The organism is Fodinibius salinus, from assembly GCF_008124865.1.
Classification (GTDB): domain Bacteria; phylum Bacteroidota; class Rhodothermia; order Balneolales; family Balneolaceae; genus Fodinibius; species Fodinibius salinus.
The window spans coordinates 141,625-168,163 of the sequence record NZ_VNHY01000004.1 but is presented as its reverse complement, the minus strand read 5'-3'; the positions used below and the strand labels follow the sequence as shown (position 1 = coordinate 168,163).

The 26,539-nt window shown below is 42.9% G+C and carries 34 protein-coding genes and 1 tRNA gene; all 35 read right to left on the bottom strand.

Going from position 1 to position 26,539, the window contains the following annotated elements:
- Positions 1-630, bottom strand: coding sequence for a hypothetical protein (locus LX73_RS11500; protein WP_148899653.1), 630 nt, complete (start codon positions 628-630; stop codon positions 1-3).
- Positions 615-1,202 (bottom strand): transglycosylase SLT domain-containing protein, encoded by a 588-nt coding sequence (locus tag LX73_RS11495; protein WP_148899652.1) that lies wholly within the window; start codon positions 1,200-1,202, stop codon positions 615-617. The genes LX73_RS11500 and LX73_RS11495 overlap by 16 nt, the downstream gene beginning before the upstream one ends.
- Positions 1,203-2,783 carry a hypothetical protein gene (locus LX73_RS11490; protein ID WP_148899651.1) on the bottom strand — a complete coding sequence of 527 codons (1,581 nt, stop codon included), beginning with the start codon at positions 2,781-2,783 and terminating at the stop codon, positions 1,203-1,205. It lies immediately after the preceding gene.
- Between the two features lie 5 nt (positions 2,784-2,788).
- Complete coding sequence (locus tag LX73_RS11485; protein ID WP_148899650.1) at positions 2,789-3,187, bottom strand: hypothetical protein; 399 nt, start codon at positions 3,185-3,187, stop codon at positions 2,789-2,791.
- 11 nt (positions 3,188-3,198) lie between these two features.
- On the bottom strand, positions 3,199-3,966 hold the full coding sequence (locus LX73_RS11480) for a hypothetical protein (protein ID WP_148899649.1): 768 nt from the start codon (positions 3,964-3,966) through the stop codon (positions 3,199-3,201).
- A gap of 93 nt (positions 3,967-4,059) precedes the next feature.
- Entirely contained in the window at positions 4,060-4,707 is a 648-nt protein-coding gene (locus tag LX73_RS11475) for a hypothetical protein (RefSeq protein WP_148899648.1), read from the bottom strand.
- A gap of 98 nt (positions 4,708-4,805) precedes the next feature.
- Entirely contained in the window at positions 4,806-5,552 is a 747-nt protein-coding gene (locus LX73_RS11470; protein ID WP_148899647.1) for a hypothetical protein, read from the bottom strand.
- A gap of 18 nt (positions 5,553-5,570) precedes the next feature.
- Positions 5,571-9,773, bottom strand: a complete 4,203-nt coding sequence (locus tag LX73_RS11465; RefSeq protein ID WP_148899646.1) for a zincin-like metallopeptidase domain-containing protein — start codon at positions 9,771-9,773, stop codon at positions 5,571-5,573.
- On the bottom strand, positions 9,766-10,179 hold the full coding sequence (locus tag LX73_RS11460; protein ID WP_148899645.1) for a hypothetical protein: 414 nt from the start codon (positions 10,177-10,179) through the stop codon (positions 9,766-9,768). Before LX73_RS11460 ends, LX73_RS11465 begins: the two co-directional genes overlap by 8 nt.
- Complete coding sequence (locus tag LX73_RS11455) at positions 10,176-10,925, bottom strand: hypothetical protein (protein ID WP_148899644.1); 750 nt, start codon at positions 10,923-10,925, stop codon at positions 10,176-10,178. The genes LX73_RS11460 and LX73_RS11455 overlap by 4 nt, the downstream gene beginning before the upstream one ends.
- Entirely contained in the window at positions 10,925-11,194 is a 270-nt protein-coding gene (locus LX73_RS11450; RefSeq protein ID WP_148899643.1) for a hypothetical protein, read from the bottom strand. The genes LX73_RS11455 and LX73_RS11450 overlap by 1 nt, the downstream gene beginning before the upstream one ends.
- Before the next feature lie 4 nt (positions 11,195-11,198).
- Entirely contained in the window at positions 11,199-11,447 is a 249-nt protein-coding gene (locus tag LX73_RS11445; protein ID WP_148899642.1) for a hypothetical protein, read from the bottom strand.
- A gap of 10 nt (positions 11,448-11,457) precedes the next feature.
- Positions 11,458-12,093 carry a hypothetical protein gene (locus tag LX73_RS11440; RefSeq protein ID WP_148899641.1) on the bottom strand — a complete coding sequence of 212 codons (636 nt, stop codon included), beginning with the start codon at positions 12,091-12,093 and terminating at the stop codon, positions 11,458-11,460.
- Positions 12,094-12,095: 2 nt separating this feature from the next.
- Entirely contained in the window at positions 12,096-12,437 is a 342-nt protein-coding gene (locus tag LX73_RS11435; RefSeq protein WP_148899640.1) for a hypothetical protein, read from the bottom strand.
- A gap of 2 nt (positions 12,438-12,439) precedes the next feature.
- Positions 12,440-12,937, bottom strand: a complete 498-nt coding sequence (locus tag LX73_RS11430; RefSeq protein ID WP_148899639.1) for a hypothetical protein — start codon at positions 12,935-12,937, stop codon at positions 12,440-12,442.
- Positions 12,938-12,940: 3 nt separating this feature from the next.
- Positions 12,941-13,420: a hypothetical protein gene (locus tag LX73_RS11425; protein WP_148899638.1), complete on the bottom strand. Its 480-nt coding sequence runs from the start codon at positions 13,418-13,420 to the stop codon at positions 12,941-12,943.
- 1 nt (position 13,421) lies between these two features.
- Positions 13,422-13,886, bottom strand: coding sequence for a hypothetical protein (locus LX73_RS11420; RefSeq protein ID WP_148899637.1), 465 nt, complete (start codon positions 13,884-13,886; stop codon positions 13,422-13,424).
- 54 nt (positions 13,887-13,940) lie between these two features.
- Complete coding sequence (locus LX73_RS11415) at positions 13,941-14,717, bottom strand: transglutaminase-like domain-containing protein (RefSeq protein WP_148899636.1); 777 nt, start codon at positions 14,715-14,717, stop codon at positions 13,941-13,943.
- Positions 14,717-16,171 carry a hypothetical protein gene (locus LX73_RS11410; RefSeq protein WP_148899635.1) on the bottom strand — a complete coding sequence of 485 codons (1,455 nt, stop codon included), beginning with the start codon at positions 16,169-16,171 and terminating at the stop codon, positions 14,717-14,719. The genes LX73_RS11415 and LX73_RS11410 overlap by 1 nt, the downstream gene beginning before the upstream one ends.
- Before the next feature lie 58 nt (positions 16,172-16,229).
- Positions 16,230-16,589, bottom strand: a complete 360-nt coding sequence (locus tag LX73_RS11405; protein WP_148899634.1) for a hypothetical protein — start codon at positions 16,587-16,589, stop codon at positions 16,230-16,232.
- 37 nt (positions 16,590-16,626) lie between these two features.
- A tRNA-Met gene (locus tag LX73_RS11400) sits at positions 16,627-16,699 on the bottom strand.
- A gap of 599 nt (positions 16,700-17,298) precedes the next feature.
- A complete protein-coding gene (locus LX73_RS11395) occupies positions 17,299-17,559 on the bottom strand; it encodes a hypothetical protein (RefSeq protein WP_148899633.1) in 261 nt (86 codons plus the stop codon).
- A 112-nt stretch (positions 17,560-17,671) separates the two neighbouring features.
- Positions 17,672-18,001: a hypothetical protein gene (locus tag LX73_RS11390; protein ID WP_148899632.1), complete on the bottom strand. Its 330-nt coding sequence runs from the start codon at positions 17,999-18,001 to the stop codon at positions 17,672-17,674.
- Positions 18,002-18,018: 17 nt separating this feature from the next.
- Positions 18,019-18,282 (bottom strand): hypothetical protein, encoded by a 264-nt coding sequence (locus LX73_RS11385; protein ID WP_148899631.1) that lies wholly within the window; start codon positions 18,280-18,282, stop codon positions 18,019-18,021.
- 4 nt (positions 18,283-18,286) lie between these two features.
- A complete protein-coding gene (locus LX73_RS11380) occupies positions 18,287-18,709 on the bottom strand; it encodes a hypothetical protein (protein ID WP_148899630.1) in 423 nt (140 codons plus the stop codon).
- Positions 18,710-18,738: 29 nt separating this feature from the next.
- Complete coding sequence (locus tag LX73_RS11375; protein WP_211359424.1) at positions 18,739-21,117, bottom strand: hypothetical protein; 2,379 nt, start codon at positions 21,115-21,117, stop codon at positions 18,739-18,741.
- A gap of 10 nt (positions 21,118-21,127) precedes the next feature.
- A complete protein-coding gene (locus LX73_RS11370) occupies positions 21,128-21,901 on the bottom strand; it encodes a CHC2 zinc finger domain-containing protein (RefSeq protein WP_148899629.1) in 774 nt (257 codons plus the stop codon).
- Between the two features lie 27 nt (positions 21,902-21,928).
- Positions 21,929-22,357 carry a hypothetical protein gene (locus LX73_RS11365; RefSeq protein ID WP_148899628.1) on the bottom strand — a complete coding sequence of 143 codons (429 nt, stop codon included), beginning with the start codon at positions 22,355-22,357 and terminating at the stop codon, positions 21,929-21,931.
- Positions 22,358-22,388: 31 nt separating this feature from the next.
- Positions 22,389-22,532, bottom strand: coding sequence for a hypothetical protein (locus tag LX73_RS13020; protein WP_170245676.1), 144 nt, complete (start codon positions 22,530-22,532; stop codon positions 22,389-22,391).
- Positions 22,533-22,798: 266 nt separating this feature from the next.
- Positions 22,799-23,056, bottom strand: a complete 258-nt coding sequence (locus LX73_RS11360; protein ID WP_148899627.1) for a hypothetical protein — start codon at positions 23,054-23,056, stop codon at positions 22,799-22,801.
- Between the two features lie 179 nt (positions 23,057-23,235).
- Positions 23,236-23,442, bottom strand: coding sequence for a hypothetical protein (locus tag LX73_RS11355; RefSeq protein ID WP_148899626.1), 207 nt, complete (start codon positions 23,440-23,442; stop codon positions 23,236-23,238).
- Entirely contained in the window at positions 23,442-25,055 is a 1,614-nt protein-coding gene (locus LX73_RS11350; protein ID WP_148899625.1) for a DNA cytosine methyltransferase, read from the bottom strand. Before LX73_RS11350 ends, LX73_RS11355 begins: the two co-directional genes overlap by 1 nt.
- Before the next feature lie 86 nt (positions 25,056-25,141).
- The gene (locus LX73_RS11345; protein ID WP_148899624.1) at positions 25,142-25,915 is read right to left on the bottom strand and encodes a ParB N-terminal domain-containing protein; all 774 of its coding nucleotides are present in this window, start codon (positions 25,913-25,915) and stop codon (positions 25,142-25,144) included.
- Positions 25,916-25,951: 36 nt separating this feature from the next.
- Positions 25,952-26,263 (bottom strand): hypothetical protein, encoded by a 312-nt coding sequence (locus tag LX73_RS11340; RefSeq protein WP_148899623.1) that lies wholly within the window; start codon positions 26,261-26,263, stop codon positions 25,952-25,954.
- A gap of 25 nt (positions 26,264-26,288) precedes the next feature.
- Positions 26,289-26,525 (bottom strand): hypothetical protein, encoded by a 237-nt coding sequence (locus LX73_RS11335; protein WP_148899622.1) that lies wholly within the window; start codon positions 26,523-26,525, stop codon positions 26,289-26,291.
- Positions 26,526-26,539: the final 14 nt, after the last annotated feature.

Sequence of the window (26,539 nt, the reverse complement as noted above, 5' to 3'; positions counted from 1 at the left end):
TTAGTTTTGTAAGATTGAAATGAGTGTAATAAGTGCAATGCCACCGCCAACACCGTACAGCACTTTGTTATCAGTGTTTTTAACAGTCGTTGTAATTTTGTCAATTATATTTTGTCCTTTGGCTTTCACTACCTTTGAACCGCTGCCGGAACCGGCCCCGTTTTGTGATTCTCCGTTTCCAGAACCGGAGTCATCAGATTCGCCGTTTTCGGTTATCGTTATTTTCTTGCCATCCATTGGCTCCCCGTCCACAACACACGTCCCATTTTGGCAGGTCGCACTTGGGGGGCAACCGCCGGGGCATTCGGCGGGTAGTACGGGATCAACCACTACGGTATCACCGTTGGTGGAATCATCCGAACCGCTACTATCATCACTTGTGCTGCTGTCATCATCGGTGTCCATTGCCTCAAGTGTTTGCGGACCGGGGCCTTCGTCAGGCAAATCGGGAATAATCGTATCATCACCGGTGTTAATATCTTCACTACCCACCGTACCGGAATCGGTACTAATCGTATCGGCAGACATCACTTTTTCATCTTCGGTAATAAGCTGCCGTTCCAAAACGGCACCCTCTTGCTGTATGCGCCCTAAATTGTGATCTTCGACGGCTCCTAGTAGTTGTCCCATAATAAATTTTGTTTTTGCAATTGCGTGTATAAAAATCCACTTCCGGCTGCCAGCAGTAGTATAGCCGGAATGTAGTTAAATGCCGCTGTTTCGGTTGTAATGCCCAGCTGATCTTTTATAAGCTGTGCCCGCCGCAGCACGTCGCGGCTATAATTGCCGCCGGTGGTCTTGCTATCTGGATCAACGCCTTGCATGTAGGCCTTCATAACGGCACTGGGTCCGGCGTTATAGGCCGAAAGGGCATCTTTCATATTACCAAACCGCTTTTTTAGGTCGCTTAAAAATTGCGCTCCGTGGTTAATCATAGCCCTGTGGTCGTTGGGGGCTGTGATGCGTGCAAAATTGTGAAACCGGTCGTCAATCTGCATAATACCCTTACCATGGCCGTCGCGGCCGGTAAAATTGTTATTGAGATAAAACCTGTTAGTGCCGATCTGTGTTTCGCGGGATGCTACGGCCAATAGAATTTCAACGGGGATATTCCACCGGCGGGCGGCCTGCCGAAAGTATTGCAGCAGCCCATTTATGCGGGCGGCAGCAAGCTGGTTCGATATTTGCGTGGATGTTACCATTTATGATAATGTTTTAACTGCTACAGGATAACCGATTAGTTCATTACCAACCGGATCGCTTACAATAAATGAGAGATAATACAATGTGTCTGACTGCAGCCCAGTATATTTACCGTTGAATACATCATAAGCATTACCGTCAGTCGTGGCTGATTTGGAGTTATAATCAGTAAATTCATAGTTCGTTGGGCCATCATAAACATTAATTCCATTTTGCCTAATACGAGACGCAGAACCCCAAATATTATTTTGAGTTGAATAATATAGCTCTACATTTGGCGTAAATGGGAAAGAAACGTTAGTTAAGCATTGATCTATACCTAACTGAATATCAAAACTAGAAGAAGTAACTGAAATAAAATTTATATCTTGCCGGTACACCCATTTTGAGCATAAAATACCAGTGTTATACAGTCCTTTATTACCAGCTTCATCCTTTACAATTGTATTGAAATAATAATTGTTTTTACTCTCTGCTACAGTATTTAGACTTCTCAACGTAAAAGGACCGTGGACAGCTTCTACTTCATCTAGTGGAAGTCCACCTTGATCAGTTAATGTTGCAATTAATTCACTATTATTTTCAACATCAGCAGGTGTTAGCTGGGGTGAATCAGAAATATAAAACTCATAAACCAAGTCAATTGTACCAGTTACGTTATCCTTACCAACTCGCACACTAATATTCCTGTCTCCATCTAATATAGCATCTATACTATCAGATGCATTTGGGCCAGTTTGATAAAAGGTAAATGCTTGTCTTTCATAACCGCCCGAACCATCCGGTTTAATAAACCGTACTGCATTTTGGAAATCGCCCTGTGTTCGTTGACCAAAAAACGGTCCTCTTGCAGATGGAGCACTTGTATCAGCTAAAGTTGTATCATTACCGCAGTTGTATAATGTCTTATTTCCAAAATTATCTTCGGCAATAACGGTGTAATATCTCTGTTGATTAGGGTTTAAATTATTCTCCGTGTATGTCTTTTCACTATTAATATCATTGTAAGAGGTTATAAATTCACCATTGCTTTCTGCATCGCTTATTGAAGCACATATATTATTGCTGTTAGAGCCATATAATGTGTATGAAATGGGAGGGTTATCATCTTCGGCTGCTTGAAATGTAATATCTAAGCTAGTTGATGTTGGATTATTGACAACAACGTCTTTATTGATAGTACCGCTTGAATCTTTTGGTATAGGCCCCTCGTTATCAGCTTTAGCAGTACATGGATTAAATGTTTTATTTGAGGGGGCACCACCGGCTAATATAGTACCTTCGGTATTATCAATTTTCCAACTAATTTCACTTGGATAGTTCCCAGAAGTAACATTAACGGTGTAATCACCGCATTCCAATGTTATTATATCTGTATCTTTACTCCCTGATTCTACCTCTCCAGAATACACTTCGTTACCATCAGAATCTTCTATTGTCATCACCGCACCATTCCAGCCGTCACCATAACTATCTTCTTGGGTAATTGTTAAGTCTGCAGATTGAGAACCACTACCAGCTCCAAATGGCAAATTTGGCCTTATTAATGAGTTACGCAGTGGTATTGTGCCTTTTTTCATAGCTGTTATATCTGAAATGAAAATTCAGTTACCATTAGGTATCCTGCACCAACAGCTTTAAAATTCACTTCGCCGGTATATGTACCGTTAGAAGGGATGTAATATTCGCTTGCCTCTGATGCTATCTGCCACGTAAAATTATCTGCTGTGGCTTGTTCCTGATCGGCAATGCCATAAACAAGATCACTTGTTTTATTTACAACAATAAAACCCTGCCGATATTCATTGGTTTCAAGTGTTGCTTCGCCATTGGCATCAAAAGAAATTTTTTGAGACAGTGCAGAAATATCCGGGCTTCCGGGTGTACCATTGCTGGTGCCGACGGTGGGGCCGCCGATACCATCAATTAGCCGGTTGACCGCTTCAATTTGCTTGCAAAGCAGCAATTTTAATTCATTATCCATAGCAATAATCCTTAAATTTTATAGCATTCAGCCAGCATTGACAGCTGGTATGAATTAGCGCCGTCAGCGTTGCTTACAAACAGGTCAAAGGGCGTGCTTGCAGCAAGTGTTTGCGGAAGTATGATATCCATATTTTTGAACTCATTATTGAGCTGTGAAATATACACTTCCGGCTTAATCTTTTTACGCGCCTGTCGTATAGCAACGGTTAAATTCTGTCCCGGATCATCGGTGGCAAAGGCCATGCGATATAGTCGCAGTTTATATGAGGGCAAGCTGATTGAAAACTTGCTTTTTGTTGTACCTGCCGGGATAGTCGTATTTTTTAAGTATACAAATTCGGGTTTAGGAAATTGACCTCCGTTGGACTCATATTTTTGCCGCTTCTGCTGCAGCTGAAAATCATCAAATCCGATAATCTCGGTATTGACAATATGCGGATTAGCGCCAGTGTTTTTGAGCGTTAAAAACATTTCATCACCGCGCTGTATAGGAAGGGCACCACGCAATGAACGGTTCATAAACAGCTGATTAAGGCAGTTTAGATGGATTTCTTCAAATTTATCATCGCGCCCATTGTTGAATGATGCGGTTGCAACCACTTCATTTAATCCGGTGCCTCCGGCCAAAAATCGGTTTACGCCGTATAGTTCATTATCAAGTCCGGTAAATTTAATGGTTTGTTCATCATTAGCACCGCCCGAAGCGTCTAGTTCTACGCTTTTGGCAGGGGTATAGTACGAAGCTTTTTTAATTAACTGTTCTTTGGAATTTTTCATGGTTTTCGTCGTCGTTTTACATGAATGATTAAAGAATCTGCCTCCCGATTATCCGGGAGACAGATTTAAGGTATCTTAGCTTAGAAAGCACCGTTAGCCATTTGCAGAACGGAACTTATTTTTATACTTATTAAGCTGCTGGTCGCTCATCTGCGCAAGCGTAAACTGCGCGGTAATTGCCAAGCGTCCGGGACTGTAGTCCGCGGCGGCTGGGAAATTACTGCCGTCGTTGAACTCAATATCGAATGTGAACGACTCGTTTTTCGTCAAGTAAAACAGATCAGGTACGCGGCGTGGGCCGGTAGCCTCTACTGTTACAAGCGTGCGGCTAATAAGCGGTGCCGGAGAGGTCGTATTATCCTCGGCTGCGGCCAGCTCGGAACGCGTTTGCGAGAAGTTCATGTAATCGCTTGTAGGCTGCAGAATACGCTCGGTGCGGCCGCCGTTCGTTTCAACAAGTACGGTAGAGTCTTTCAACTCATTCATAATTGTTGCGGGCAGAACGTTACCTGCGCTGTCCTCTTTAATGATCTGCGAGGTAAGATTTAGCGACAGATCAAGTACAACGTGGTTGTAATCACCCTGGAAAGGGTTTTTCACGTAGTTTCGCTGCGACTCATCACGCGCGGGATTGGGCGGAAACAGCTGCAAACTGGATGTGCTTCCGTCGATTTCACGCGTATCAAACCGCTTTACAATTTCAATATTACTGGGTAGTGCTGGAATGTTCTTATAAGACATAGGGAGTTCCTCTTTTGTCTTTGAGTTTTCGATTAACCCCAACAGTCAATCGAATCAACTCCACGTCTTATAAGCCGCAAAAAGCGGCAAATTTTATATTAGGGATTAAACACTTCACCTTGTTCAAAGTTCGTTGTACTGTCTTGCAGCAGATGGTCGTCATTTTGCGAAAAGCTGCCGCGCTCTGTGTTAGTTTCAGGCACCATTGCTTGATTGTTGCCGGCAGGCATTGCTTGTGGATCTGCCTGCATTCCGGCAGCGTCTATACGTGCAATTTTCTTACCGTCCTGATCATACAAATAGCCATCGGGCTTAACGATTAAATCGCCTTTTTCTACAACGCCATCGGACATGCCGTCTCCACCGTTACCGCTGCCATTTTTAGCACCGGATGGGCTTTCGCCTTTAATCAGCTTGTCAGACAATCCGTTGGCGCTTGCAAGAACCATACCGCCGGATACGCCCTGCCATATAGCATTGCGCCGGTCGGCCATCATAGATACAATAATACCTGCTGCTGCCGGGCCGGCAATCATTGCCCATTCTTTAGCCCATTGTGGAATGTCAGGAACTTGATTAATCAGAAATTCCGCACCCTTTACGGTTCCGGTAGATGCCAGAGCCGCAAGGCCATACTGCATGAATAAATTTTTGCCGGTATCGACAAACTCATCTGCAGCATCCATAGGATTACTTCGTTTTGATTTAAACTTTCCGTCAGAGTCTCGTTTTCTCTTTGCCATTTTCTTATTGGTTTTTGGTGTTGGGTTTTGAATTACAAATTCTGCCGGATTTTGTAGCGTTTCGATATCGTCCGGTGCTGGATTTTTTGCGTAACGTTTCATAGAAATCTATTAGTTGTTTTAGTTAAGTAGTCCGCGTTTATTCCAGTCGATATTCCCAACAATCATTATATCGCCTTTTACCACGGCCGGACGCTTTCCGGCGTCAAATTCGTGTACATAATAATTAAACATGCCTTCCTGGTCTCCTTCTTGCATAATTTTGTCAGATCCATACCAAATTTTTGATGCTGTGCCAATCGGTTCTGCCGGTGCATCTTCGGGCCAGTCAATAGCAAAATCAGTATCATCAGCATCATAATTATGCCATTCCTCAAAGCCTTCAATGGCATCCTGTTCTTCAACCACGCCGCTTACCTGTTCTACCTTATCTGGTGGTACAATGTACAGTTTGTTATCACTTAAAAAGGTCGGAAATTCACCTTTTAGGGCCTTCATGCCGTTTCCGGTATCAATATGGATGCGTTCTGTAAAACCGATATACACCAGCGGATCTTTGGGGTTTGTGCGGAAATCATCGAACAGTTCCATCGTAGGTGTTTCGCTTCGGTCAGGCACAAAGCGTCGTACATCAGGTGCTATATTTTCTTTTTTGCCGGTGCGGGTGTTTTTGATGATATAATTATCATCTTTTGTGCCAACCACTTCGTACTTATCAGTGTCATAGAAATCGCGTATAATTTCACCGGTATCAAATTCAGATACCGCCTGCAGTTTCACTTGCTCCCCATCAGGATTAATACGAATCCGCTCTACAAAAGCATCTTTAAAGGCCTTTTCCGGAGAGACTTTTTCAATCGGATTAAACAGATCTTCTTTGCCGTTAATCTTATACTGATACATTCGAAAACCATTGCGAATGGCTTTTTGGGTATCCGCATCAAGTAGAAAGCGTGCCAGCTGTGCCTGTTGCTCTGAAAACTCATCTTTATTGGCACCGCTAAAAGCATCGGATTGACTCATAAAGTCGCGGACGGTATCAATACCATCTTTTTGCTGCACTTGTGCTGTAATTTCAACCGCCTTTTGAATAGTAGGCGTCAGATCGGCATCGGTATCAATAAACGGGATGATATTTCCGTATGCCCGCTGCAATCCTGCTTTTTGCGTGTGCTTCAAATTCATAAAGTGTTGCAGCGCTTGCTTGTTTTCATCAGAATCAAAAACAAGTCCGGCAAACACTGATCGTAAAAAGTCTTTCCCTTCACTGGTCAGGCTGTTTTCTTCTACTAGTCCCTGCCGGTCTAAATCCTCGAACTGATCCATGATGCGTAAACCTACATCATTAATCACTTCGCCCAGCGTTTCGCCGCTGGAATTATTGATTAAATTGCCAATTACTTGTTTTTGGTCTTTGGGGAGATTGCGAATATAAGCCTTGCCTTGATCAACCTTACTCATTTTGGCTTGACTGGTATCTACCACATTGCCTAGTTCAATGGCACGGTCTTTGGATACGTCCAGAATGCGTATTAATACCGGTTGTTTAAATTCTTCTATTTCGGATTTCGTGAACCCCCAATCTGCGGCGTTATCTTCTAAGTAATTGACATATTTCTTAGCGTTTTGTGGGTGCTCGTCATAGACAATTTCAAGAGCTATGCCACGTCCGTTACCCTGGATATGTTGAATATCGGGCAGGGTGGTAGGGGCACCGTTGAACGCCAGATTACCCCGTGTGATAGACGTGGGATTAAGATTTTGCGCAATAAATTTGGGCTGGCTGCATAGTGCATCTAGGCTGCGATCCCGGGGCTGGCCCTTGCTAATTTTATGGGCGCTGTTTGGCGTACAATCTTTGTTGTGGGATGGAATGAGATCAGCAGCTTCCACAATGGCATACCGGCCTTGTTCCTGTATGGATCCATCAGCCTTAAAATCGACGGTGGTTTTGTTGCCTAGAACGTGTTTGACCTCTACATCAACAGAATCTGTTTTAACTTGCGCGTTATCGGTCTCTGTGTTTTCGCCCTCCTGCGCCGAGGCTTCGGAGGATGTAGGTTGTGTGGTGTCGGGTTGCTTGTCAGTCTTTGGTTTCCATTTAACAACTGCCTGGTCTAAATCACCGGCAATAGATTCAATCACTTGCTTACGCTTAGATGTTTTTTCGGCGGCCCAAAAGGATTCCCCATCATTGGGATTGTAAAAAGTAAAGCCGTTGTCTGTTAGCTGATCACGGACCCACTTGGGCGGTGCGTCGCTAAACTGGATCTCAATGCCGTTTTTTTCTTCATTGGTTTGTGCTTTGGCGCTGACAAGGCACTGTGTATCGGTTGTGGGGTTTTCGCGATTATCTAAACTTACATCAGCTCGATATGCTGGCACGCCGTCTTCGTTGCGGTCCAAAATATGATCGGCCGCGGCTTGTGCACGGGATGCAGCTCGGAAAAAGAACCGGTTATCATCTTTCATTTTGCCAACCAGCCGTTTGTTCCAGCTCTGTAAATACTTTGCGCTGTTATCAAGAGTCTTAAATAAAATCCCACTTTCAGAGCACAGATAAACCGCGCCCATTTCAGCAATTAGTTCCTCTTTGGCATATAAGGCTTTCGTTTTGCCACCTTTCAAATTCCTATCCAATCGGCTTTTATGCCCAGTGCTATGTACTGCTTCGTGGAAAAGCGTTGTATGGTAAAATTGCTCTTCATCAAACCGATCCAGTGGCGGCATGTTAATGAAATCCATATCCGGCTGATAGTATGCCCGCGGTTCTGTATGCTTTATCTCCGGAGCATTGGGATAGTGGTCGTAAATAGCTTTTGCCACCTTAATTTTTAATTCGGTTGACTTATCAGCATTCTCATTTTTAGGCAGTTCCCCCCAATCTATGCCTTCAATATCACTGGCATGGAATACATTATAGTATTTTAGAATTGGGATATATTTGCTTTTTGCAACCTGCTCTGGGGAACGGCCACCGGTACGGTTAATGTCATCGTAATTTTCCTTTACAAACTCGATCATTTCATCCAAGCTATACGTTCCGAAATCAATTTCGGGATCCTCTTGCTCGATCTTATACAGCTTAGTAAAATATATAACCTTTTGGCCGCGACTATCTTCTTTTACTTTACCGCCTAAATCATCTACCTGGTTAAATGTGAGGAAATAAGGGTTATCAAAATTGATCATTTCAAGCGTCAGCTCTCCGTCATCATTTATAACCTGACGAAAGTTGAGCATAAAAAAGTTTATACCTCGGTAGGCGTTGCCGCTAACAAAGTTTGTTGCAGTTTTCCCACCGCTTAGGCTGCTGTCATCCCATGCCATTTGCCATGGTAAATGACCTTTATCTTCAATGGTATTAATGATCATATCAGTAACCATCTGATATATCTCGTCGGGCTTAACACCACGGTTTTCCCGCAGCTCTTTACCGGGGTTTTCGATAAACGGAATGCCAACTAAATCACTTCCAGCGGTTGTGGGGTTTTCGCGATCCGCTTTCGGATCCGGACGATCATATCCATACTTCGGCGTATCCCATATTTCCGAAGCTTCATCTTTGCGGTCGGGGTAATTTTCTTTTAACCATTTTTTAAAATAATCGAAGTCAGCATCTCTATATGTATCTAGTTGAAAATGCTCTATAATTACACGGTTCCGATATCGTTCATCTTCTTCTGGATTTTTTCTGCTGCTGTCATCCGCCGTCTGTCGTCTGCCGTCTGCCGCATCCCGCTCAAACTCCACTTCCATTTCGCGGGGTGTTTCTTGAAAGCGGTTTTTGTTATCAATCTTTGCCAAACCGTCTTCTACCTTAATTTCGATATCCGGATTGTGGATAAATTCGGTATGACCTTTATAGGTACCCTCTTTGGTAGTATGAAGGATGAATATGGAAATGACATCCTGTTTTTTACACCAGTCCAAAAACTCTTCAAATTCGGCTACGGTTATTGCGCTCTTACTGATGCTGTCAACCACTACAAAGTTTGAATGGCTAAATTCTACGGCAGATTTTAACCTTTCAATACCTTCATAATCGGAAACAAGTACATTATCATGCTCGGCCTTTAAGCGTTTAATTTTGCTTTTCATGGATGGCCCCGGTCCTTCCTCACTGCTGCAATAAATGCCTTTACCCACTTTATCTGCTAATATCAATGCCAGTGCAATAGCAAATGTAGATTTGCCGGAACCGGGCGGACCCCAAATAGACATAGAAGCATCATTGGGAATTTCGCCTAAGAAATCGCCGTATGGATCTGGCAGTGTAATCCCCTCAAATTCTGTATTAGCAAGTTCAGCGGTACTAATCATTGCTATCTCTGTACTTTTTGATTGCAATTATCGATCCGGCAGCTACAATAGTTCCGGCCAAAAAACCGGGTACGTTATTTTTCACTGTTTCTGTAATTCCTTTTTGCAGGCGTTTTTGAATGCCTGGTCCGGCATCGTTGATAATTTTCTCTACATCAACCTGTTCAAAGTAGTTGTCAATAGCTTGTTTATTAGCCTGATAGGCAGATTTAAGCTGTTCTTCATTATCTGTCAGATCTGCAAGTATCAGAGCTTCGGTAACCCAGCCGCCGCGATTTCCGGATGTAATATTATCGGCTTGTTTTGCCAGCCATTGGATCCACGTACTGCCGTTGCCATTGCCGGAAAGCGGCAACGTTTCTTCGTCAATAACCTGGGCTTCTTCTATGTCGCCTACTCTGCTCATTTGGTTAATTTCTTTTTAATATTTGAAGGCTTTGCGGCATCTATCTTATCATCAATATATTCTTGGATATTTTCGCCGTTCTTCCACAGCAGGTACCCGCCGGTTCCTACGGCAATTAAGACAGTAAGGCTTTTCACAGTATTGCCTACGCCGCTAAAGGCACCGGCAAAGGGATTAAGGGAACCTTGCTGAAAGCCCAACACACCTGTTTTCTGTTCATACACTCCCGTTGCGACACCTTGCTCATAACTAAGTCGCGGTTGAAATTTCTCTCCGATATATAGAGGATCTGTATTTCCGTTTTTAATAGATTCTTTTGATGTCCCTTCATCATATACTTCTAGTTGAATCCAATCTTTTTCGCTTGGACGATATGATTTTGGAAATGAAAGCTTAACACTGCCTACACAGCCTTTTGTGATATCAGTAATGACATCAGATATTGCTAATACTTTGGGATCAGCGGTATAAGCCGTTCGCGCTGCAACTACTACATCAGGGCAACGGGCGGCATTAACAGTAAGCAACCATCCGGTATAAAATTCCCGTGCCTGGCTGCCAATTGTACGATCTACATCTACTTGCACTTCAAGTGAAAAAGGAACGCCTTTAGGCGGCAATCCCTTTGACGGAAATCGGTTCACAACCTTTACCGAAACGATATCGGGAGAAAAAGTACCTGCTAAACTGTTGCTGTCAGCAAGCACATTGTCGTTACCTAATGTTGCTATTTTTTGTTTTTGCATTATTCTAAAGCTTTGCCAATTAAATAGACTGCCGTAACACCGCCAATGGTATAAAGACCATATTTGCGCATCTTTGCCCAATTAACGTCCGTTTGGGATATGGTTGTATCAGAACTATCCTGTTCCACTTCCAGCGGCTCTTTACCGTTCAATTTTCGAAATTCGTTGATAATCGTACGTGTAGTATTTGTAATCTCATCTACGCGTACCTCTCCGGCGCCAATGCCTTTTAAGTTAATTGTTGGTATGTTGGTATTGTTTTGTGCCATTTGCTTAATTACTGCCTTTTGTTATCCAAAGAATGCCAAATCCAGCGGCCACGGCCCACGGCACCCACTCTTTTTGCATCCAGTCGTACAGCCATTTGCAATTTACTTGTGGCGTTTCGGGTTGCGTGGTGTCGGGTTTATCTGTGCCATTGTCTTGATTAATGATAGCGGTACACGGACTTTCGCTGTTGGCACTGCTATCGCTAAGTAAATCTGTTTCTATCGTGGAACCGTTTTGGGTAAGTAGTGGCATAACAAATAAATTAGTTTCTTGTTAATAGTACGGCTGATCCAATAGCGGTAACCGCCCCGACGCCTATTATGGCATACATTAGCGTATTGCCTTGTCCTGGGGGTTCGGGTTGCGTGGTGTCGGGTTGCCCGTTACTGCTTTGTGTGTTGTCGGGTGCGGTAGTTGTAGATTCAGATTCGCCATTTGTCGTAGTGCTTGATTCATCGCCGCCAAAATCAAATCCTGTTTGTTGCTCTTTTGCTGATGCGTAAATAGAAACACGCAGTGTATCAATTTTGTCGTTTAGTTCGTCGCCTACATAGGCTACGGATGAAGTAAATTCTTTCTTTTTCCGTGGGTTTGAGTCTGGTCCTAAATCCGGATGGGAGGGAGGGCCGCCGGTCCAAACTTCAAGTTTTAACCCTTTGGGAACCTTAATAGATGAAATTTCATCTCTATTCTTTTTTCCAAACAGTTTAAAAGCGCCTGGTGGAAATGACATTGATTTACCATTAAAACCGGCATCAAAGAAAACTGTTACCTGGTCATCGGGAGCGGCGTTAAATGCTTCTTTATTTCGCTCGTGAGAGCCGCCAAAGAACAAGAAGCCAGATAAATTATCATTCGATGACTGTATGCTAGAACTCTGCTCTGCTAACCGTGGCATAATTAATTATTTTGTTGTGAGATGTAATAGACTGTTCCCGCCAGTGATAGTAGCCCTACACCAATACCGGTATATAACAGCACGTTAGAACCGCCTTGCCCCGCCGGTTGAGAACTAATTTTAATTGCCGGCACTGACCCTGATCCACTGCCGCCACCGTCGCTGCCACCGCCGCCAAATATACTTTGTATGCTGCTTGCAATGCGTGAGCTTGAACTGCTGACTTTGTTAACCGTATCAGCGGTATTTTCGAGATTTTTAGCAAAATCTCCTTGGCCGACATCTTCAAACCATTCACCTAAACTGTGATCGTGCTCGTCTTGTTTTTCCTTAGCTAATAACATAATTATACCTTGTCTTTAAGTTGTTCATATCCGAAATACGCAAAACTGCTTAACGCTAAAAAAGTACCTATGCCGCCTAATATATCTGCTGCAGAATCACCAAAAGCCCCTTTTAATGGATTATCATTTGTCTTCTGCTTTACTTTTTGTTGAATCCATGGAATAAGCTCATCTAAGTATCGCTGATGGTTATCAGATACATTTTTGTGCTTACAATCATCTTCACCAATCCAGAATCTTGCCATACTTCGCGGACTTGCACCAATACGATCTAGCGCATTAAATTTTTGTACAAATCGTTTACGTTCTTGAAGCGTTGTAAATTGCTGTAACAGCTGGCGTATTTTCTGCTCATTTTTTTTCTTAGCTGCTGTACAGTCATCTCTACCGCCAAATATATTACGGCCAATGTTATAGAGCGTAGCTGCACCTGTAGCAATAGCTGCTGCTGCACCTAACTCATCATCATTTTGTATGTCAGCACCTAGTAGTTTTCCCATTTTTTAATTACTTAGTAATAGTATGCCGGTTGTAAGCAGTACTGCACCGCCTGCGGCTATGCCTATAGTTGTAGGAGATAAATTAAATCCGCCAAAGCCTGCCTGGATATTGTTTTGGTTATTATTTTGCGGTACCGACGGTTGATTTTCGTTCTGTGTTGTAATATCCGGCTGGCGCTTTGCCATTTTTTGTTCCAACCACGGCATTAATTCATCTAAAAATCGCTGGTGGTTGGCAGATACATTTTTATGCTTAAAATCATCTTCGCCGGTATAGAAATAGGCCATTTCTTGAGGCGTCGTACCAATACGATCTACCGCGCCAAATTGGGCTACAAAATCTCTGCGTTCTTGGGGCGTCGTAAACTCCGAAAGCTGCTGACGGATGCGATTTCTTTCTTTAGCAAGCTTTTTTATCCTATCAGCATCAATAAAGCCCAAGTTGTGATCCTGATCTGTGTTATATCCTATTAGCTGTCCCATATTACTTTGCTAAAATTGCAATTAACGTTAATGTTGCAGCGCCGCCGCCTACCACGTACCACACTTTGGGATCGGTGTTCATAATTTTTGATACAAAACCTGATTGGGTGTTGGCGGGTTGCGTGGGCACGGGTTGTGTGGTGTCTGGTGTGGTTCCGGCATTATCACCTTTTCCCATATCGGGTGTTTGGTCAGCAGAAATGTTGTTAAAGGCTTCGGGCACTTTAGATTTAAGATCTGCCAGTACTTTTTGACCGTCGCGTCCCAGTGAGTCAAAATATTTATTCATGGGATGATCGGACGGCTGTTCGCGCTCCCACCAAGCCATGTTGCCATTAATTTTGTGCTTGCCGGGATCGCTGCCGCCTTCTTGGGCTTGTAATTTTTTGACATACTCTGCCAACCGCTGGTTTGACACCTGCGATCCGGCATCCGAAAGGCTGTTATTTGTTGCTAAAAGTGCCATAATGTGATGTTAATTATCATTCAAGCCCCAACAGCCCGAATCAACACACTATGACTAAGTTGTCGCTAAATTCTGTTTCCAATAGGCAAAACCAAAGGCTGTTCCTAATAACAGCAGGCCCATCATATTCCAATTTGCACCAGCCATTACATCAGAAAGCCCACTACCAGAACTGCAGCTGCCGCCGCACCCGCATCCACAATCAGAGAGTCCATCACTTAGCAGAATCGTTCTTGAATCAAATATTTGGCTGTCGTTAAGTCCGTCGCCTGCTTTGGTGTGCAGGGTCGGGTCAAACGGCTGCCAGCTTCCATTTACCTTGTATTCTAAATAAACATGTGAATAAGAATTAGGCTTTCGGCGATCTGCCTTAACAACTTTAAACTGCGTTGGTACCCCAATACTGCTAAGCAGGGCACCGGCTAATACCGAAAGGTCATCACAATCACCGTAGCCGTTTTTGAGCGTAACAAGCGGCGTTTGTAGCCATTCAATATCGTCGGGATCGCGGATGTAGGCAATGTTTTGCTTCATCCAATCGTAAACAGCCGATGCAATATTATGATAGTTGCGGCGGTCCGGCAGGCCTGTTCTGCCGTCTTTTGCAATACCTTTTGTAAGCGTAACGGCCTTGTCTCTTATTTTCGGATTCCCTTTGTATTCTTTAACCAGTCGTTTCATTTCGCTCAACACTTTATCAAGACCTGGATAGTCCTGACGTATCATAAATGGAGAGTTCCCGGGCCGTACGCTCCCGTTCCCTCCCCGCAGTCGTGGTGTTGACCGTTGACTGTTGGGAATCTGATGTATTTGAATAATTGGTAAGGCCATTATTCAGATTGTGATAACTGTTGTTTAAATTCGTCTAAAATATCAATCAAAAACTGTTTTTGGGCATCTGTTACATCAATGCTATAAAAGTTGATAAGCGCATGTGCTGCGCCTTTTGCCGGCAAATATTTTAAATTGTTTGCCGCTCCATCCAGTTGCTGTAAAATCGGTTTTATGGTATTGGCCGCCTTTTCTGCCGTTACGGAATTATCAAGGGCAAATTCTACCAGTTGTTTTGCAATTTGCACCCACATAGCCGGCTGTGGTGAAATACCTTGGTTTTCCAGCTCTTGCACGCCGTTTACTACTAGTTCTTGTAATTCCGAGGCTTCGGGCTGACCGTTAACCATAGAGGATGCTACTGTCTTTATTACTCCGGTTTGAAATTGCTCTACAAGCTGCTGCATTTGTGTCTGTTGAGTTTCGTTTTTCGAGTTGGCGGGTTCCGAGTTATCTTCTTGCGCGTTATCGCCCTCCTGCGCCGAAGCTTCGGAGGATGTAGGTTGCGTGGTGTCGGGTTGCGAGTTGGCGGCTGATGGGTTGGCGCGTTGCCCGTTCAGTGCTGCCGGTTGCTGTGGCATTTGTCCACCGCCAAAGAGTTTGGCTAAAATAGGGGCCAACATGGCGCGTATATTAGGATCATTAGCGGCATCTTTAAGCATGCTTTTAAGGTCAAAACCTTGTTCGGCGTCGGCATACTTTAACTCTTGTTCCAGCTCAAAAACCTCAAATTCCAGATCGCGCTTGTCTTCTTTAAGCGTATCAATTTTACGCTCATACTCTTTTTGGTCTTCGCGTGCGTTTCGGGCGTTCTTGCGTTCCAGTTCGGCCATTTCTCCGGACAGCTGCCGGTTTTTACGGCTCAACTCGTCCAGTTCATCGTTGCGGGCCTCTAGTCGCTTTTCCAGGCGTTCAATTAAATCGTTATAGTCGCTGCGAATCTCTTTCTTTAAGTCTTGCCGCAGCCCAGCTATAAATTTTTCGTCTAATTTTTCATTATCGGAATTTGAGTTCCCGGATTTCGTGTTGTCAGGCTTTTCTACACCCGAAACATTAAAGTTAATTTTACGTTCTCCGTCACCTTTAACGGTCTGGCGCAGCTGGTAAGCACCACCCTGGTACCGCTCTTTTACATATTCGATAGTCCGCGGTTCATCTTTTGAAATAACCTCTTTGCGCTTATATAGTCCGTTTTCGCGCTTTAATAAGGTGCCAAAGAAGGGATAGTTTTCTTCTATACGCTTTTTGGAAAATGCAAATTGTGATTCTTCTGCAGGGTCTTCGGTGTCATCTAAACTAGGCAATGGCTGACGGCCCCTATTTGATGAGTTGCCATTCTTATGTTGGCTATTCTCACCTACGGGATTGTCGCCTGTATTTTGCAAAAAGGGTTGCTCATGTCCTTCCTGCGGTTCCTTTGAGGTTGAAGTATTATTTGATGCCGCCTTTGCCATTGCTAAAAATTGATTTAAAAAATATAGCGTGCCCTCCATAATGAAGGGCACTAAAGTATCATGCGTAAATAGAGAGTTGGCCTATATTTGACCTGGCTCTGTAGGGTGTATATCCTGCTTGCTCTTGTAAAACGCTATTTTCGGGAGCTTGCACGATAATAATTTGATGGTCAATTAGTCCATCATAATGGAAAGAAGAGTTACACACTTCCATTGCGGTATATTGTGAACCGGTATCAGAGAGTTGATAGTCCATAATGGACGTTAGAACCGGGGCTTGGACGGCTGAATTGTCAGCGTCTGCCACTTCAATGGTAGTGTCGAGATCGGGGGCCGGTGATGCTTCAACCGGTTGTATGGCCGTCGTAAAAAGGACCATAACCAGCAACATCAACGGGGCAAAATACTTGCTTTTCATATCTGGTACCTCTGTTGTTTGTGAGGGTTAAAAGTAGTGGCGCCGAGCGGATTCGAACCGCCAACCTTCGGGTTATGAGCCCAACGAGCTACCAGTTGCTCCACAGCGCACCCGTAAATTGATTATTGAAGATTAGGCAGGCAAGGGGGTATCAATTTTTATCTATTTATATCAATTATCATCCATTTTTATCTTTTTATATCTATTTTTATCAATTAATATCCACGAATATCCAACGCTAACCCTTAATATTGGTATTTATCTGTTATCATCTTATTAAATTCCTAAATATCTGGATTTATATGGCTGAAAGTGGATAATTTAAGGGCTTTTTAAGGACCGGTACCGGCGGTGATGAGGCGTATTTTGTGGATGTAATTGCTTAGAAAGGGATAATTGTGCGCGAAAGGGCCGCTTGTGTGGTTGAGATCCATTAATATTTGGACTATCGGATTCCATATAACTGGACGTTCATCCCGCGCTACGCTTGGGATAACTCGTTGTTATATGGAATCATAATTGCCGTATATCCCAACCCTTGAATTCAATGGATAAGCTGGTTGCCATAGTCATATATACTAGAGGCCGAACACAATATTTAAACCGGGCCAAAAATTTGGTACGATAATACCAGGATAATGATTGGTCGGTAATAACATCTATAAAACCCTATTCAAGTGGTGTAAAATCACTTTTAATCATCATTTCATCAGTAATTTTCATCGTCCAGCAGCCCTTTTTTAAATTTAAGAATGAGTTGATCTACTTCTGGCTTGGGCACTACTTCATGGGAATAACGCTGCCGTTTTAGGTTTTTGAGCATCGGTCGAAAGTTAAGCAGTGGCTTAATACAATCCTTCCAGAGGCCTCCGCCAGCCTTCGTTTTATCCTCGACATATTCTTTTGCCTCATCGCGAGTAAAAACTTCCATATCGATAATTTCTTCATCGGTGTATTTTTCAATACTCATAACTGAATGCTGTTTTTATTGGTTGTTATTTGATATTTGTAATTGCCGCTGCTTCGCTGATATATAACTGGTCGTTCATCCCGCGCTATAAACCGCTTGGGATAACTCGTTGTTATACATCAGCTTCTTGCATCTGCTCTTTAATCCAGCGCCAGCCGTAAATACGATCCCGTCCCGGATGTTTTTCTTCGGGTACGACAAGGCCGTGCTGCCAGACGGCACTACACAAGGTACATTTCATGCCTACATCGCAGCGGTGTGGGTTACTGGATCGATTCTTGTTACGCATGTGGTAGCGCAGGTGCTTAATTAATACTTCTTCATGGCCGCAAAAGCCACACTGCAGATCAAATTTAGGCAGTGGGACGGGGCCGGACATATCCCACATTTTATTGATTCTTTCTTGCACTTCTTCGGGTGTGAATTCGGGAAATTTATACATTGGTTATTTGTTACTGGTTATTGGTTTAATTGGATTTCAAATCGTTTAATTTTTTCTTCAATGGCTCGTTTTTCAGAGCGTAACTGGGCCAACCGCTCTTCTGGATCCTTTAACTGCCAGTTTTCTTTACCCCATATATGACATCCATTTTCATGCATTAGCCGCAATTTTTCCGGGCTAAACCATGAATTTCCATGCTTGGTATAAAACCACAGTCCTTGTTTTTCGGCCTTCTCAAATAAAGGCTCTAATTCATCTAATATTCTTTGGTGTTGTGCCATAATATTATGCGTTTAAACGATTCTGATAAGGAATTAACTTTTTAGCGGTTTTAACTAAATTATTTAAGCGTAATTTTTGAAATTTACGGAAATAGCCCACCCCCGTTCTCAAAAGTTTCAAAGTCTCAAAAATGGCTAAAATCGAGCTTAGCAGGCTATATACCCATAAAATGCTTGAAACCTGCCGGGTTTCATTGATTTTACCCTGTTTTCGATAAGTATATGTTTTTACTAGACTTAGCACCGTTTTTCTTTGAAACTTTCTTGAAACCCAAAAGGACTCAAAGGTTTCAAGAATCGGTAAAAAAGTTTCAAGAGGTTTCAAAGAAGTTTCATAAAAAGTTTCAAAATTTCTGGCTTCATGTTCTGTATTGGTCGTTTTTGGCACTTTGAAACTTTGAAACCTCACTTTTGGGGGATTTTCCATAAAAAACCACATGGTTAAAAAATTTTAGTTTAGAAGGGTAAATCTTCGTTGATATCGGTATCATCTTTTGCTGGTTCATATCCCGCTATACTATTGGGATCATCTTCAAGCGTTTCTGGCTTTTCTACTTGTGATTTAGACGGCCCCAGTGTATCAAATTTAAAGGCGTTACGGAACAGTTCGTTAGTGTAGGCATGCTTGATGTAAAAGCCTTTCTTACGAATAGTCTCTTTGGGCTGTTCGTTGTCTCCATAGTAGATGGTCCAATTCACGGTTTTAAGGGATCCGTCTGGGTTCGTTTCGCTAAACTGTTTAAGTTTATTCTCTACGGTTTCGCGGCGGACAATCTCTTCGGTACCGCGCTTAGATTTGATGTATAAGTCCCAAACGGCTTTGGCCCATATTTTAAGATGGCCGTCATCAGTCCAGTTAAAGTGAGACTGGTTAATCTCTTTGGCCTGGATAAGTGTGCCTATGGTTTCAATGTAATTACTTAATGGATCGTGGTGGGCGGCAACTATGGCGGACCGTACAACCTCATTCTTTACAAATAGGTACAGTTTTTGGTCTAACATTCCTTTTAGCTGGTCATCAATTTGTTCTTGTAGAATTTCGCGGTGTGTTTCATCTTCTTCATTATCCAGCGTACGGCTTTCACGCGCAATATTGGTTATCTTTTGGCGGTAATCTTTTTCAAGCCAATGCCGAACGGTAATGAGTACGGCAAATTGCGATATCTGCCGGTCTTGCAGCAGGGCGTTGCCGGCTTTGCGTTCAAGCTCTTGTTTCACTTCTGATTTTAGTTTGTTACGCATTCGTTCAACGTCCCAGATAAAAGCTTGCCGGTCCATTAAGCTGTAATGCTGCATATAACTAAGCATGAGCAGCTGCAGGCGGTCGCGGTTGTTTTTGAGCCATTGTACATGCTCTTCGTCGCCGCGCTTTTGCTTGGTATATTTTAAAATTAAGCAGCGGCTTAACAGGTGGTCGGTTTTGGGCTTAAAGTTGGAGCAAAACAGCGGCATGGTGCGTACTTCTTTACGTTCGGTAGCCCATGTTCCATTCTTCTGCATGGATGTTGGCCGCGGCTTTAATTCAAATAGTGAGTTCCAAACCTGGTCTTTTATCTTTGCATCTTTCCCCGGCACTTCGGGAACATGCTCATCGATCCACTGCGGAATTTGAGATTTTTGTTCTAAGGCGTTATCAACGGGGCGGGCCGTGGGTGTGTTAAGGCTATCCAGATGATTAATGCCGTAAAAATCTTGAATCAGCTTTGCCAGCTCTCCTTTTCCTACATTGCCTTCGCCGTACAGGTATAAAAAGATGATGTGATTGAAGCGGTCGTAAATATCATCAAAAAACAGATAGCTGAATACATAGCCGATAATCAATTTTCCCCATTGGCTATGGCGCGATTCACCGCCAATCATTTTACAAAACCGATCTTCTACTTTGTCTAGCTGTCGCTCAAATGCCTGGTCATCGAGCAGCTTATTCATCATGTCTTTATATATACCGTTCTTAGCTAATCCCAGATCAAAGCGCGGCAGGTTAATAGCATCTTCCGGAGGCTTCACATATTTGTTATCATCAACGGGGAATGCTCCCTTTTCTTTATCGATGAGCTTTAACGGCTCATTTTTTTGTGAGGGAAATTCAATAAGGACGTTTTCGGCCAGAAAATATTTTGTTTTGTTCTTTTTTTCGCCGAATTCAATAAATCCATAGTGATTATATTCGCGCACTATACGGGGATTAAATTCATTGTGAACATGATGCCAAAAGTTGCGCATTTCGCCGCGGCGCATGTTTTTGACTTGCAATATATCTTTTTCCCATACGGCTTTAGAAAAATCATCTTTTGAGTGTACATCGGCCGGATCTAAGCTAATTTCTTTGGTGATAAAGCGATCCAGTCGCTCATAGCGAAGCGTGGCCTCGTAGTATCGTTCCCATTGTTGTTTCTTAATGTCGTAGCGCTCAATCACGGAATTAAGAACAATATCAAAGTCGGTTACTTCTTCGAAGCTGTCTTGGCCGCTTCGTTTTTTCCACCGGTAGTTTTCAGAATCACGGACAAACAGCAGGTTCTCTTTCCGCGCTTTTTCTTGCTCGGTCCACCGCGTATATTCAACATTAAGATGAGATTTTGTTTCTGAAAGGCTTTCGTCCCGCAGGCCAGCTACAAATTCTGTGATGGTGTGGGTGTTATCGTTGCTGTCATAGCAGCGGCCGCTTTCCATATCAATGGTTAAATCAAACGCTCCGCTTTGCGTAAAAATGTTTTCATAATTGTTAATGACCAACTGATGGGGAGAAACGCCTTCAAAGTCGGAGTAGTTTTTTAAATATTGCCGCCAAAAATCAGCTTCAATTTGATCGAAATCGGTTTGCATAACTGTCATTGCCTTAATGTTATTGATCCCAAATTCTTGCAAAATGCTTTGTTTCAATATTACGTTTTAAGGTATCCGGGATGGCTGCCAACACTTGTATTTGTGCTTCCCGAAGCTTTTTAGTGTCGTCAAAATGTGTTGATAAAAACTGGATCCAATGCAAGGAATTGTCATCATAGTTTTTTGCTAATTGAACGTTTAAATTTCTTTTATATACAGCACGTATCATGGTAAAAAGTTCTGTTAAGGTATATCCGCTGCAAATGATTACAACAGAGCCATGATCAGATAAATATTTTGCCAGTACTTTTGCGTGTGTGGGCTTTAACACCGGCAATAGAACGCTGTTTTTTTTGCCCTCGGCCCGCAATTTTTTAATGGTCTTTTCTTCTTTAGCGATAACTGCAATATCTTTTTTCCGGATCTCGTGTTTAGCCTTTTTTATGCCCGGGATAACCTTACTGGGCGGGGTGTAGTTTTGGGGACGTTCTGCTTTTTCTTCTGTGATGATAATGCCTACCATACCTGCCAGGTGCCGGATGGCTTCGATAAAACTCATGCCTTCCATTTGTTGAATAAAGTCAATAGCGTCCCCGGACTCTCCGCAGCCGAAACATTTATACATTTGCCGTCGCGGGCTTACCGAAAAGCTGGGGGTGCTTTCGTCGTGAAAAGGGCAGAGGCCTTTGTAGCTGCTGCCGGACCGCTTTAATTTTACATACTTCTCTATTATGGCAACGATATCATCGTTGGCGGCTTCTTTAATGCGGTCTATTTGCTCTTGTGGAATCATGCTAAATTTGGAATTACGAATGTTGAATTATGAGTTGGAGGCTACTGAAATTGGAGATACCAGCAGAGTATCAATCTGATTGTTTCGCCGACGTGCTTTACTGAATTGTGTTTTCCATAATTCAGTGTTTGGAAACTTATTTAATATGTCAGGTGGTGGGGACTGGGTTACTATATAGACCACTCGATCTTCTGTCATAAATTTTGATAAAACACCCATTAAAATAAGCCAATCGCTGGTTTCAAGGGTAAGTTCATCAATTAATACAGTCTCTTGGTCTTGTATAATATTTATCAGTTGCGGGATCCAGTCTCCTAATCGGTTAAATAAGTGATGGATAGTTTCATGGTGATCTTTATCTGGAAATAGTTGATCAGATTTTTTCCTTAAAAACGCTGATTTACCCGTCATTGCTGGGCCGTAAATAATCTGGGTTACTGGTGGTTGAATATCCATAGGGTCAGAAAGATTAATATTGGACTACGATTTAGGTAGTAGGTTGCTTTTGATTTAGCGTTATTTCTCTGTGCCGGTGATAAATAAAAGCCAGTTTCTTATCATGGTTAAGAGCTTCGGCGATATTGCAAATCTTCTTAACTGCTTGCTTATCGTTATCGGCTAAAAACTTCATCTGCAAAACTTCTATTGTGCTGTCTCTTTCAGTTATTAATGCGTGGTATTCATCCATAGCTAGTATGCTCTTAAATCGGTGATATTTGCGTTTTACGGTCGATTTTGCGGGGTTGTCTGCTTTTATTGGTCGCGCGGCCTATCTTTATTTAAAGGGGGTGTGGGGGATTTTTTAATTAAGAGTTATGAATGTTGAATTAGGAATGATGGAATGTCCACCGTTCGAGAAATCGCCGAACGGTGGCTCCATTTGTTTATGATTGACCGTTACCGGTGCTCCCAGCTGCTTACCCCATCCTCTGCATGGTTGCTGTGCGGGACGTTGAGCACGGTCTGCGGGCCGCGCGTATTCACGAATACATGCAGGTTCACTTCGGACCAGTCCCCGCGGGATGAGCGCGTTACAATGGCTGCGGCTTCTCCATCCTCACTGACTTCTGCAATCTTGGGGTGTTCCTCTGGATCAGCTTTAAAAATGACATTTGTCGAAACATTAGCTTTTACTTTCTTCTTTGATTTTGGCATAAGACTAAACATTTGATTAAGGGTGTTATTTATGGCAGTTAAGCTGCCGAATGATTATGATTTGTCAATTATGGACGATATAGCCCAAATACCTAAAAATGCCGTTTACGGCCTCAAAACGGCTTTCATAATTGGCCGTAGAGCGGATAAAATGAATTTTAAATGGTTTGGTATGGCCATTATTCTTGGTTTTCGATTTTTTTATTAAGGCGGTCAATTTCATCGTGCAATTCCTGGATATATGTAACCATTACATCTATTTGAGCAATTACTACGGTAACCAGTTTGGGCAGCAGCGAATCAATATTTATTTCGCCTGACTCTTTCCAGTCAGGAGTGAACCGCCGCTTAATTTTTCCGTCTTTGTCGTATTCAATTTTTGACATCACGCTACCTGTTTAACTTCATCTTTTAATTCGTGGGCCAGTGCTTCCATCATGGCCTTTACCACTATCGGCACTACTGAATTGCCGATAAATTTCTTTTGCTCGGTTTTGGTACCGGCTAAATAGTAATCATCCCCGAAGCCCTGAATGCGTTTGAGCTCCGGTATTTGCAGCATTCTCGTTTTGATATCGATAATGCCGCGCTTTCGGCAAAAGGCTTTAATCTTTTTCATGGTGGGGTTGTCAGCTTCTTTGGGTTCTAACCGGCTCAAATTATTCCCATATACTGCTTGGGCTACATAATGATGGTGCCGTGAAGCCAACAATGTTGGGCTAGGTTCATTTACTGTGTTGCCCACATTGTTATAATTATATTGCATGATCCATGGTACTTTTACCGATACTAAATTAGATTTGGGGACGGTTGTTATGGCTCCCAGCGGTTTTTTAACGCTCGAATGGTTATGACTACCACTACTGTATTGCCTGTCGATAAAATGTGCCTGTACCAGCGAAAATTTATCTTTGGTAAGTAATGTGCCGGCAGGCTCGTTAATGCCTTGATGGTTGGTTTTGCCGGTGTAGGCTTTGTCGATCCACGCGGTTACCAGGCAATGCTTATCGTTGGATACAATCGTTCCGGCGGGCTCATTAATGCTTTGATGATTGTATTTGCTGCGGTACTGCTTATCAATAAACGCGGTTTGTATTAAGCAAAATCTGTCTTTCTTGGTTAGCGTACCGGCCGGCTGATCAATGGATTCTACATTTGCCCCATTGCCGTAATATTTCATTAAGAATTCTTCAAAATCGGGTACATACTTTTCAAGTCCTGCAAGGATTCGCTTACACGTATTTTCTACAAGTGGTTTCTTCCGGGTAAACATGCTTTTGCCTTCAATATGGAAATCCAGACAATCGCGGACGGGCTTCCACGGTTCCAGCTTGCCAAACATATTATCTCTAGGTTCTGCGGTGTGTGTAGCTTCGGGCCAAACGATAGGCAGGTCCCCTTTTGCAAATTTACCAAACAGGCGTTCTCTACTTGTGTAGGCTCCATAATCGGCGGCATCTAGCATCCGCTTTTCGTAGCGATACCCACGGTCTTTAATGGCTTGCACCCACCGCAGGTATTCTTGCCCACGCTTCATGGATTTTGGGCGGCCGTTTTCATCGAGCGGACCCCAGGCCATAAATTCTTCGACGTTTTCAAACTCGAAATAGTCGGGATTAATGGCATCTAAATAACGGAACATTTCGTTAGGCAGACTGCGGCTGTCCGGATCTTTAGGTTCACCGCCTTTGGCCTTTGAGTAGTTGGTGCATTCCATTGACGCCCACAGCAGTATATATGCGTTCGGATACTTGCTGCGATAGTACTTGACAAGCCGTTGTAGTTCATCAATCACATATTGCGAACGGATATCTTCATTAAAATGCAAAGTGTCGGGGTGATTGACCTTGTGGCTCTCTATGGCTTTTTCGTCGTGATTAACGCAGGCTATAACTTTTACTGGCTGATATTCGTCGATTCTGGCGCGGACGGATCCGGTAGTGGTACCACCGGCACCGCAAAATAAATCTATTTCTAAGATTAAGGGGTAGTCTTCCATATTAGGTACAATATTTATCTTCAAATTCTTGGCTTCGCCAGACAGCTTATTGGTTTTCGATTTTTTATTGAGGCGGCATATATCAGTTAATAAAATCGAACATTTTTGCCGTGTCGATTGTAATTATACACTTGTTCCAGCATGCGTAGATAATGGTCTACATCCGCTCGTCTTTGAAAGCGTCCCGGAGTTTGTTTCACTTTTCGAAGAAACTCATCAAAATTGAATTCATCCATTTGCATTACCTTATCAAAAGCGAGCATAAATGAGCGTGTTGTTACAAACTTGCCGTATTCTTCAAGCTGTTTTACTTTCTGTCCCATATCCTCGGCATAGTCGCGGTACTTGGGGACAAACTTACCAGCATTAAATATGTCAGTAAGCTTTTGCCCTTTATCAGCTTGCCCAAGTCCCAGCAATGCCAGTGATACCGCATATCCGAACCCATATTGGTCCATAAACTTCTTAAAGTAGGTGTATTCCTCTTTACCCTGGGCAATCCAGTAAAGCAGGTAATCCTTATATCGCCAGTTCCGCGTATTGATATTCAGCGTAATCGCATCATCGATCTCAAGCCTATCCACCTTGATGTAATAGATCGGCAATCCTAATTCCTTGGCAGCGATAAATCTATGCTGGCCGTCTATGATCTCGAAGTCGGCATTAATCGTGATAGGCTGTGCCTCTAGTAGATTATTTTGTTCAATACTTTCTACCAGATTATCTTTATGGGCTGGATTTACATGCCTGTTTTTTGAATTAAAATTAAATTTACCATAGTCCTTGGTGACGTGAACACTGTTGACAGAGCTGTCAATTTTGTCCTCTTCAAGTTTTGCTGCAGTGTTTGTTTTTGACATAGTTATTCTGGCTTCATTGATGTTAATTCCTCCATATTAGGTACAATATTTATCTTCAAATTCTTGGATTCGCCGGTAGTGAAACTCCCACTGTTTGGGTTGCGTATTTTTATCGAGTTTTGCCAAATCGTTTAGGTCTGACTGGTAACGGTCCATTGCCATTTGATGCGGATATAGCTCTTTTTTGCCGTCGGAAATAAGCTGCAGCAGGGCTTCGCGTTCTTTGCAGTTAAAATTGATTTTTCCGTCTTTGCTTAGGCTCTGCAACTTACGGCGGGCTGTATGAATAGCCTCTGGATCAATACTGCATTTCGGAATTTTTGTTGGTGTAAATTCTTTGTTAGCCATCGTAATTTTTCGGGTCGCGGGTTAATTAAAGTAGTTTGGGCTGGTCCATTTCTATGATTACGGATTTTTCTATATCAACATCAGAACGGGCAGAAAGCTTATTAGCAATTAACCGCCGCTGTTTTTCTAAGTAATGATTTGCATAATCGTGTATTAATTGTTCTGCCTGTTCCTGTATATCACGAAGTTCTGTGATATTTTTGTTTTGATCTTTGCGATCCAATACAATAATTCGATCTACAATGGGTTTTGCCTTTTTCATGGTCCTGTAATTTT

Excerpts from the sequence above, each read along its gene's own strand:
- LX73_RS11500 (WP_148899653.1), bottom strand. The coding sequence starts at position 630 with ATGGGACAACTACTAGGAGCCGTCGAAGATCACAATTTAGGGCGCATA.
- LX73_RS11495 (WP_148899652.1), bottom strand. The coding sequence starts at position 1,202 with ATGGTAACATCCACGCAAATATCGAACCAGCTTGCTGCCGCCCGCATA.
- LX73_RS11490 (WP_148899651.1), bottom strand. The coding sequence starts at position 2,783 with ATGAAAAAAGGCACAATACCACTGCGTAACTCATTAATAAGGCCAAAT.
- LX73_RS11485 (WP_148899650.1), bottom strand. The coding sequence starts at position 3,187 with ATGGATAATGAATTAAAATTGCTGCTTTGCAAGCAAATTGAAGCGGTC.
- LX73_RS11480 (WP_148899649.1), bottom strand. The coding sequence starts at position 3,966 with ATGAAAAATTCCAAAGAACAGTTAATTAAAAAAGCTTCGTACTATACC.
- LX73_RS11475 (WP_148899648.1), bottom strand. The coding sequence starts at position 4,707 with ATGTCTTATAAGAACATTCCAGCACTACCCAGTAATATTGAAATTGTA.
- LX73_RS11470 (WP_148899647.1), bottom strand. The coding sequence starts at position 5,552 with ATGAAACGTTACGCAAAAAATCCAGCACCGGACGATATCGAAACGCTA.
- LX73_RS11465 (WP_148899646.1), bottom strand. The coding sequence starts at position 9,773 with ATGATTAGTACCGCTGAACTTGCTAATACAGAATTTGAGGGGATTACA.
- LX73_RS11460 (WP_148899645.1), bottom strand. The coding sequence starts at position 10,179 with ATGAGCAGAGTAGGCGACATAGAAGAAGCCCAGGTTATTGACGAAGAA.
- LX73_RS11455 (WP_148899644.1), bottom strand. The coding sequence starts at position 10,925 with ATGCAAAAACAAAAAATAGCAACATTAGGTAACGACAATGTGCTTGCT.
- LX73_RS11450 (WP_148899643.1), bottom strand. The coding sequence starts at position 11,194 with ATGGCACAAAACAATACCAACATACCAACAATTAACTTAAAAGGCATT.
- LX73_RS11445 (WP_148899642.1), bottom strand. The coding sequence starts at position 11,447 with ATGCCACTACTTACCCAAAACGGTTCCACGATAGAAACAGATTTACTT.
- LX73_RS11440 (WP_148899641.1), bottom strand. The coding sequence starts at position 12,093 with ATGCCACGGTTAGCAGAGCAGAGTTCTAGCATACAGTCATCGAATGAT.
- LX73_RS11435 (WP_148899640.1), bottom strand. The coding sequence starts at position 12,437 with ATGTTATTAGCTAAGGAAAAACAAGACGAGCACGATCACAGTTTAGGT.
- LX73_RS11430 (WP_148899639.1), bottom strand. The coding sequence starts at position 12,937 with ATGGGAAAACTACTAGGTGCTGACATACAAAATGATGATGAGTTAGGT.
- LX73_RS11425 (WP_148899638.1), bottom strand. The coding sequence starts at position 13,420 with ATGGGACAGCTAATAGGATATAACACAGATCAGGATCACAACTTGGGC.
- LX73_RS11420 (WP_148899637.1), bottom strand. The coding sequence starts at position 13,886 with ATGGCACTTTTAGCAACAAATAACAGCCTTTCGGATGCCGGATCGCAG.
- LX73_RS11415 (WP_148899636.1), bottom strand. The coding sequence starts at position 14,717 with ATGGCCTTACCAATTATTCAAATACATCAGATTCCCAACAGTCAACGG.
- LX73_RS11410 (WP_148899635.1), bottom strand. The coding sequence starts at position 16,171 with ATGGCAAAGGCGGCATCAAATAATACTTCAACCTCAAAGGAACCGCAG.
- LX73_RS11405 (WP_148899634.1), bottom strand. The coding sequence starts at position 16,589 with ATGAAAAGCAAGTATTTTGCCCCGTTGATGTTGCTGGTTATGGTCCTT.
- LX73_RS11395 (WP_148899633.1), bottom strand. The coding sequence starts at position 17,559 with ATGAGTATTGAAAAATACACCGATGAAGAAATTATCGATATGGAAGTT.
- LX73_RS11390 (WP_148899632.1), bottom strand. The coding sequence starts at position 18,001 with ATGTATAAATTTCCCGAATTCACACCCGAAGAAGTGCAAGAAAGAATC.
- LX73_RS11385 (WP_148899631.1), bottom strand. The coding sequence starts at position 18,282 with ATGGCACAACACCAAAGAATATTAGATGAATTAGAGCCTTTATTTGAG.
- LX73_RS11380 (WP_148899630.1), bottom strand. The coding sequence starts at position 18,709 with ATGGAAAATCCCCCAAAAGTGAGGTTTCAAAGTTTCAAAGTGCCAAAA.
- LX73_RS11375 (WP_211359424.1), bottom strand. The coding sequence starts at position 21,117 with ATGACAGTTATGCAAACCGATTTCGATCAAATTGAAGCTGATTTTTGG.
- LX73_RS11370 (WP_148899629.1), bottom strand. The coding sequence starts at position 21,901 with ATGATTCCACAAGAGCAAATAGACCGCATTAAAGAAGCCGCCAACGAT.
- LX73_RS11365 (WP_148899628.1), bottom strand. The coding sequence starts at position 22,357 with ATGGATATTCAACCACCAGTAACCCAGATTATTTACGGCCCAGCAATG.
- LX73_RS13020 (WP_170245676.1), bottom strand. The coding sequence starts at position 22,532 with ATGAAGTTTTTAGCCGATAACGATAAGCAAGCAGTTAAGAAGATTTGC.
- LX73_RS11360 (WP_148899627.1), bottom strand. The coding sequence starts at position 23,056 with ATGCCAAAATCAAAGAAGAAAGTAAAAGCTAATGTTTCGACAAATGTC.
- LX73_RS11355 (WP_148899626.1), bottom strand. The coding sequence starts at position 23,442 with ATGTCAAAAATTGAATACGACAAAGACGGAAAAATTAAGCGGCGGTTC.
- LX73_RS11350 (WP_148899625.1), bottom strand. The coding sequence starts at position 25,055 with ATGGAAGACTACCCCTTAATCTTAGAAATAGATTTATTTTGCGGTGCC.
- LX73_RS11345 (WP_148899624.1), bottom strand. The coding sequence starts at position 25,915 with ATGTCAAAAACAAACACTGCAGCAAAACTTGAAGAGGACAAAATTGAC.
- LX73_RS11340 (WP_148899623.1), bottom strand. The coding sequence starts at position 26,263 with ATGGCTAACAAAGAATTTACACCAACAAAAATTCCGAAATGCAGTATT.
- LX73_RS11335 (WP_148899622.1), bottom strand. The coding sequence starts at position 26,525 with ATGAAAAAGGCAAAACCCATTGTAGATCGAATTATTGTATTGGATCGC.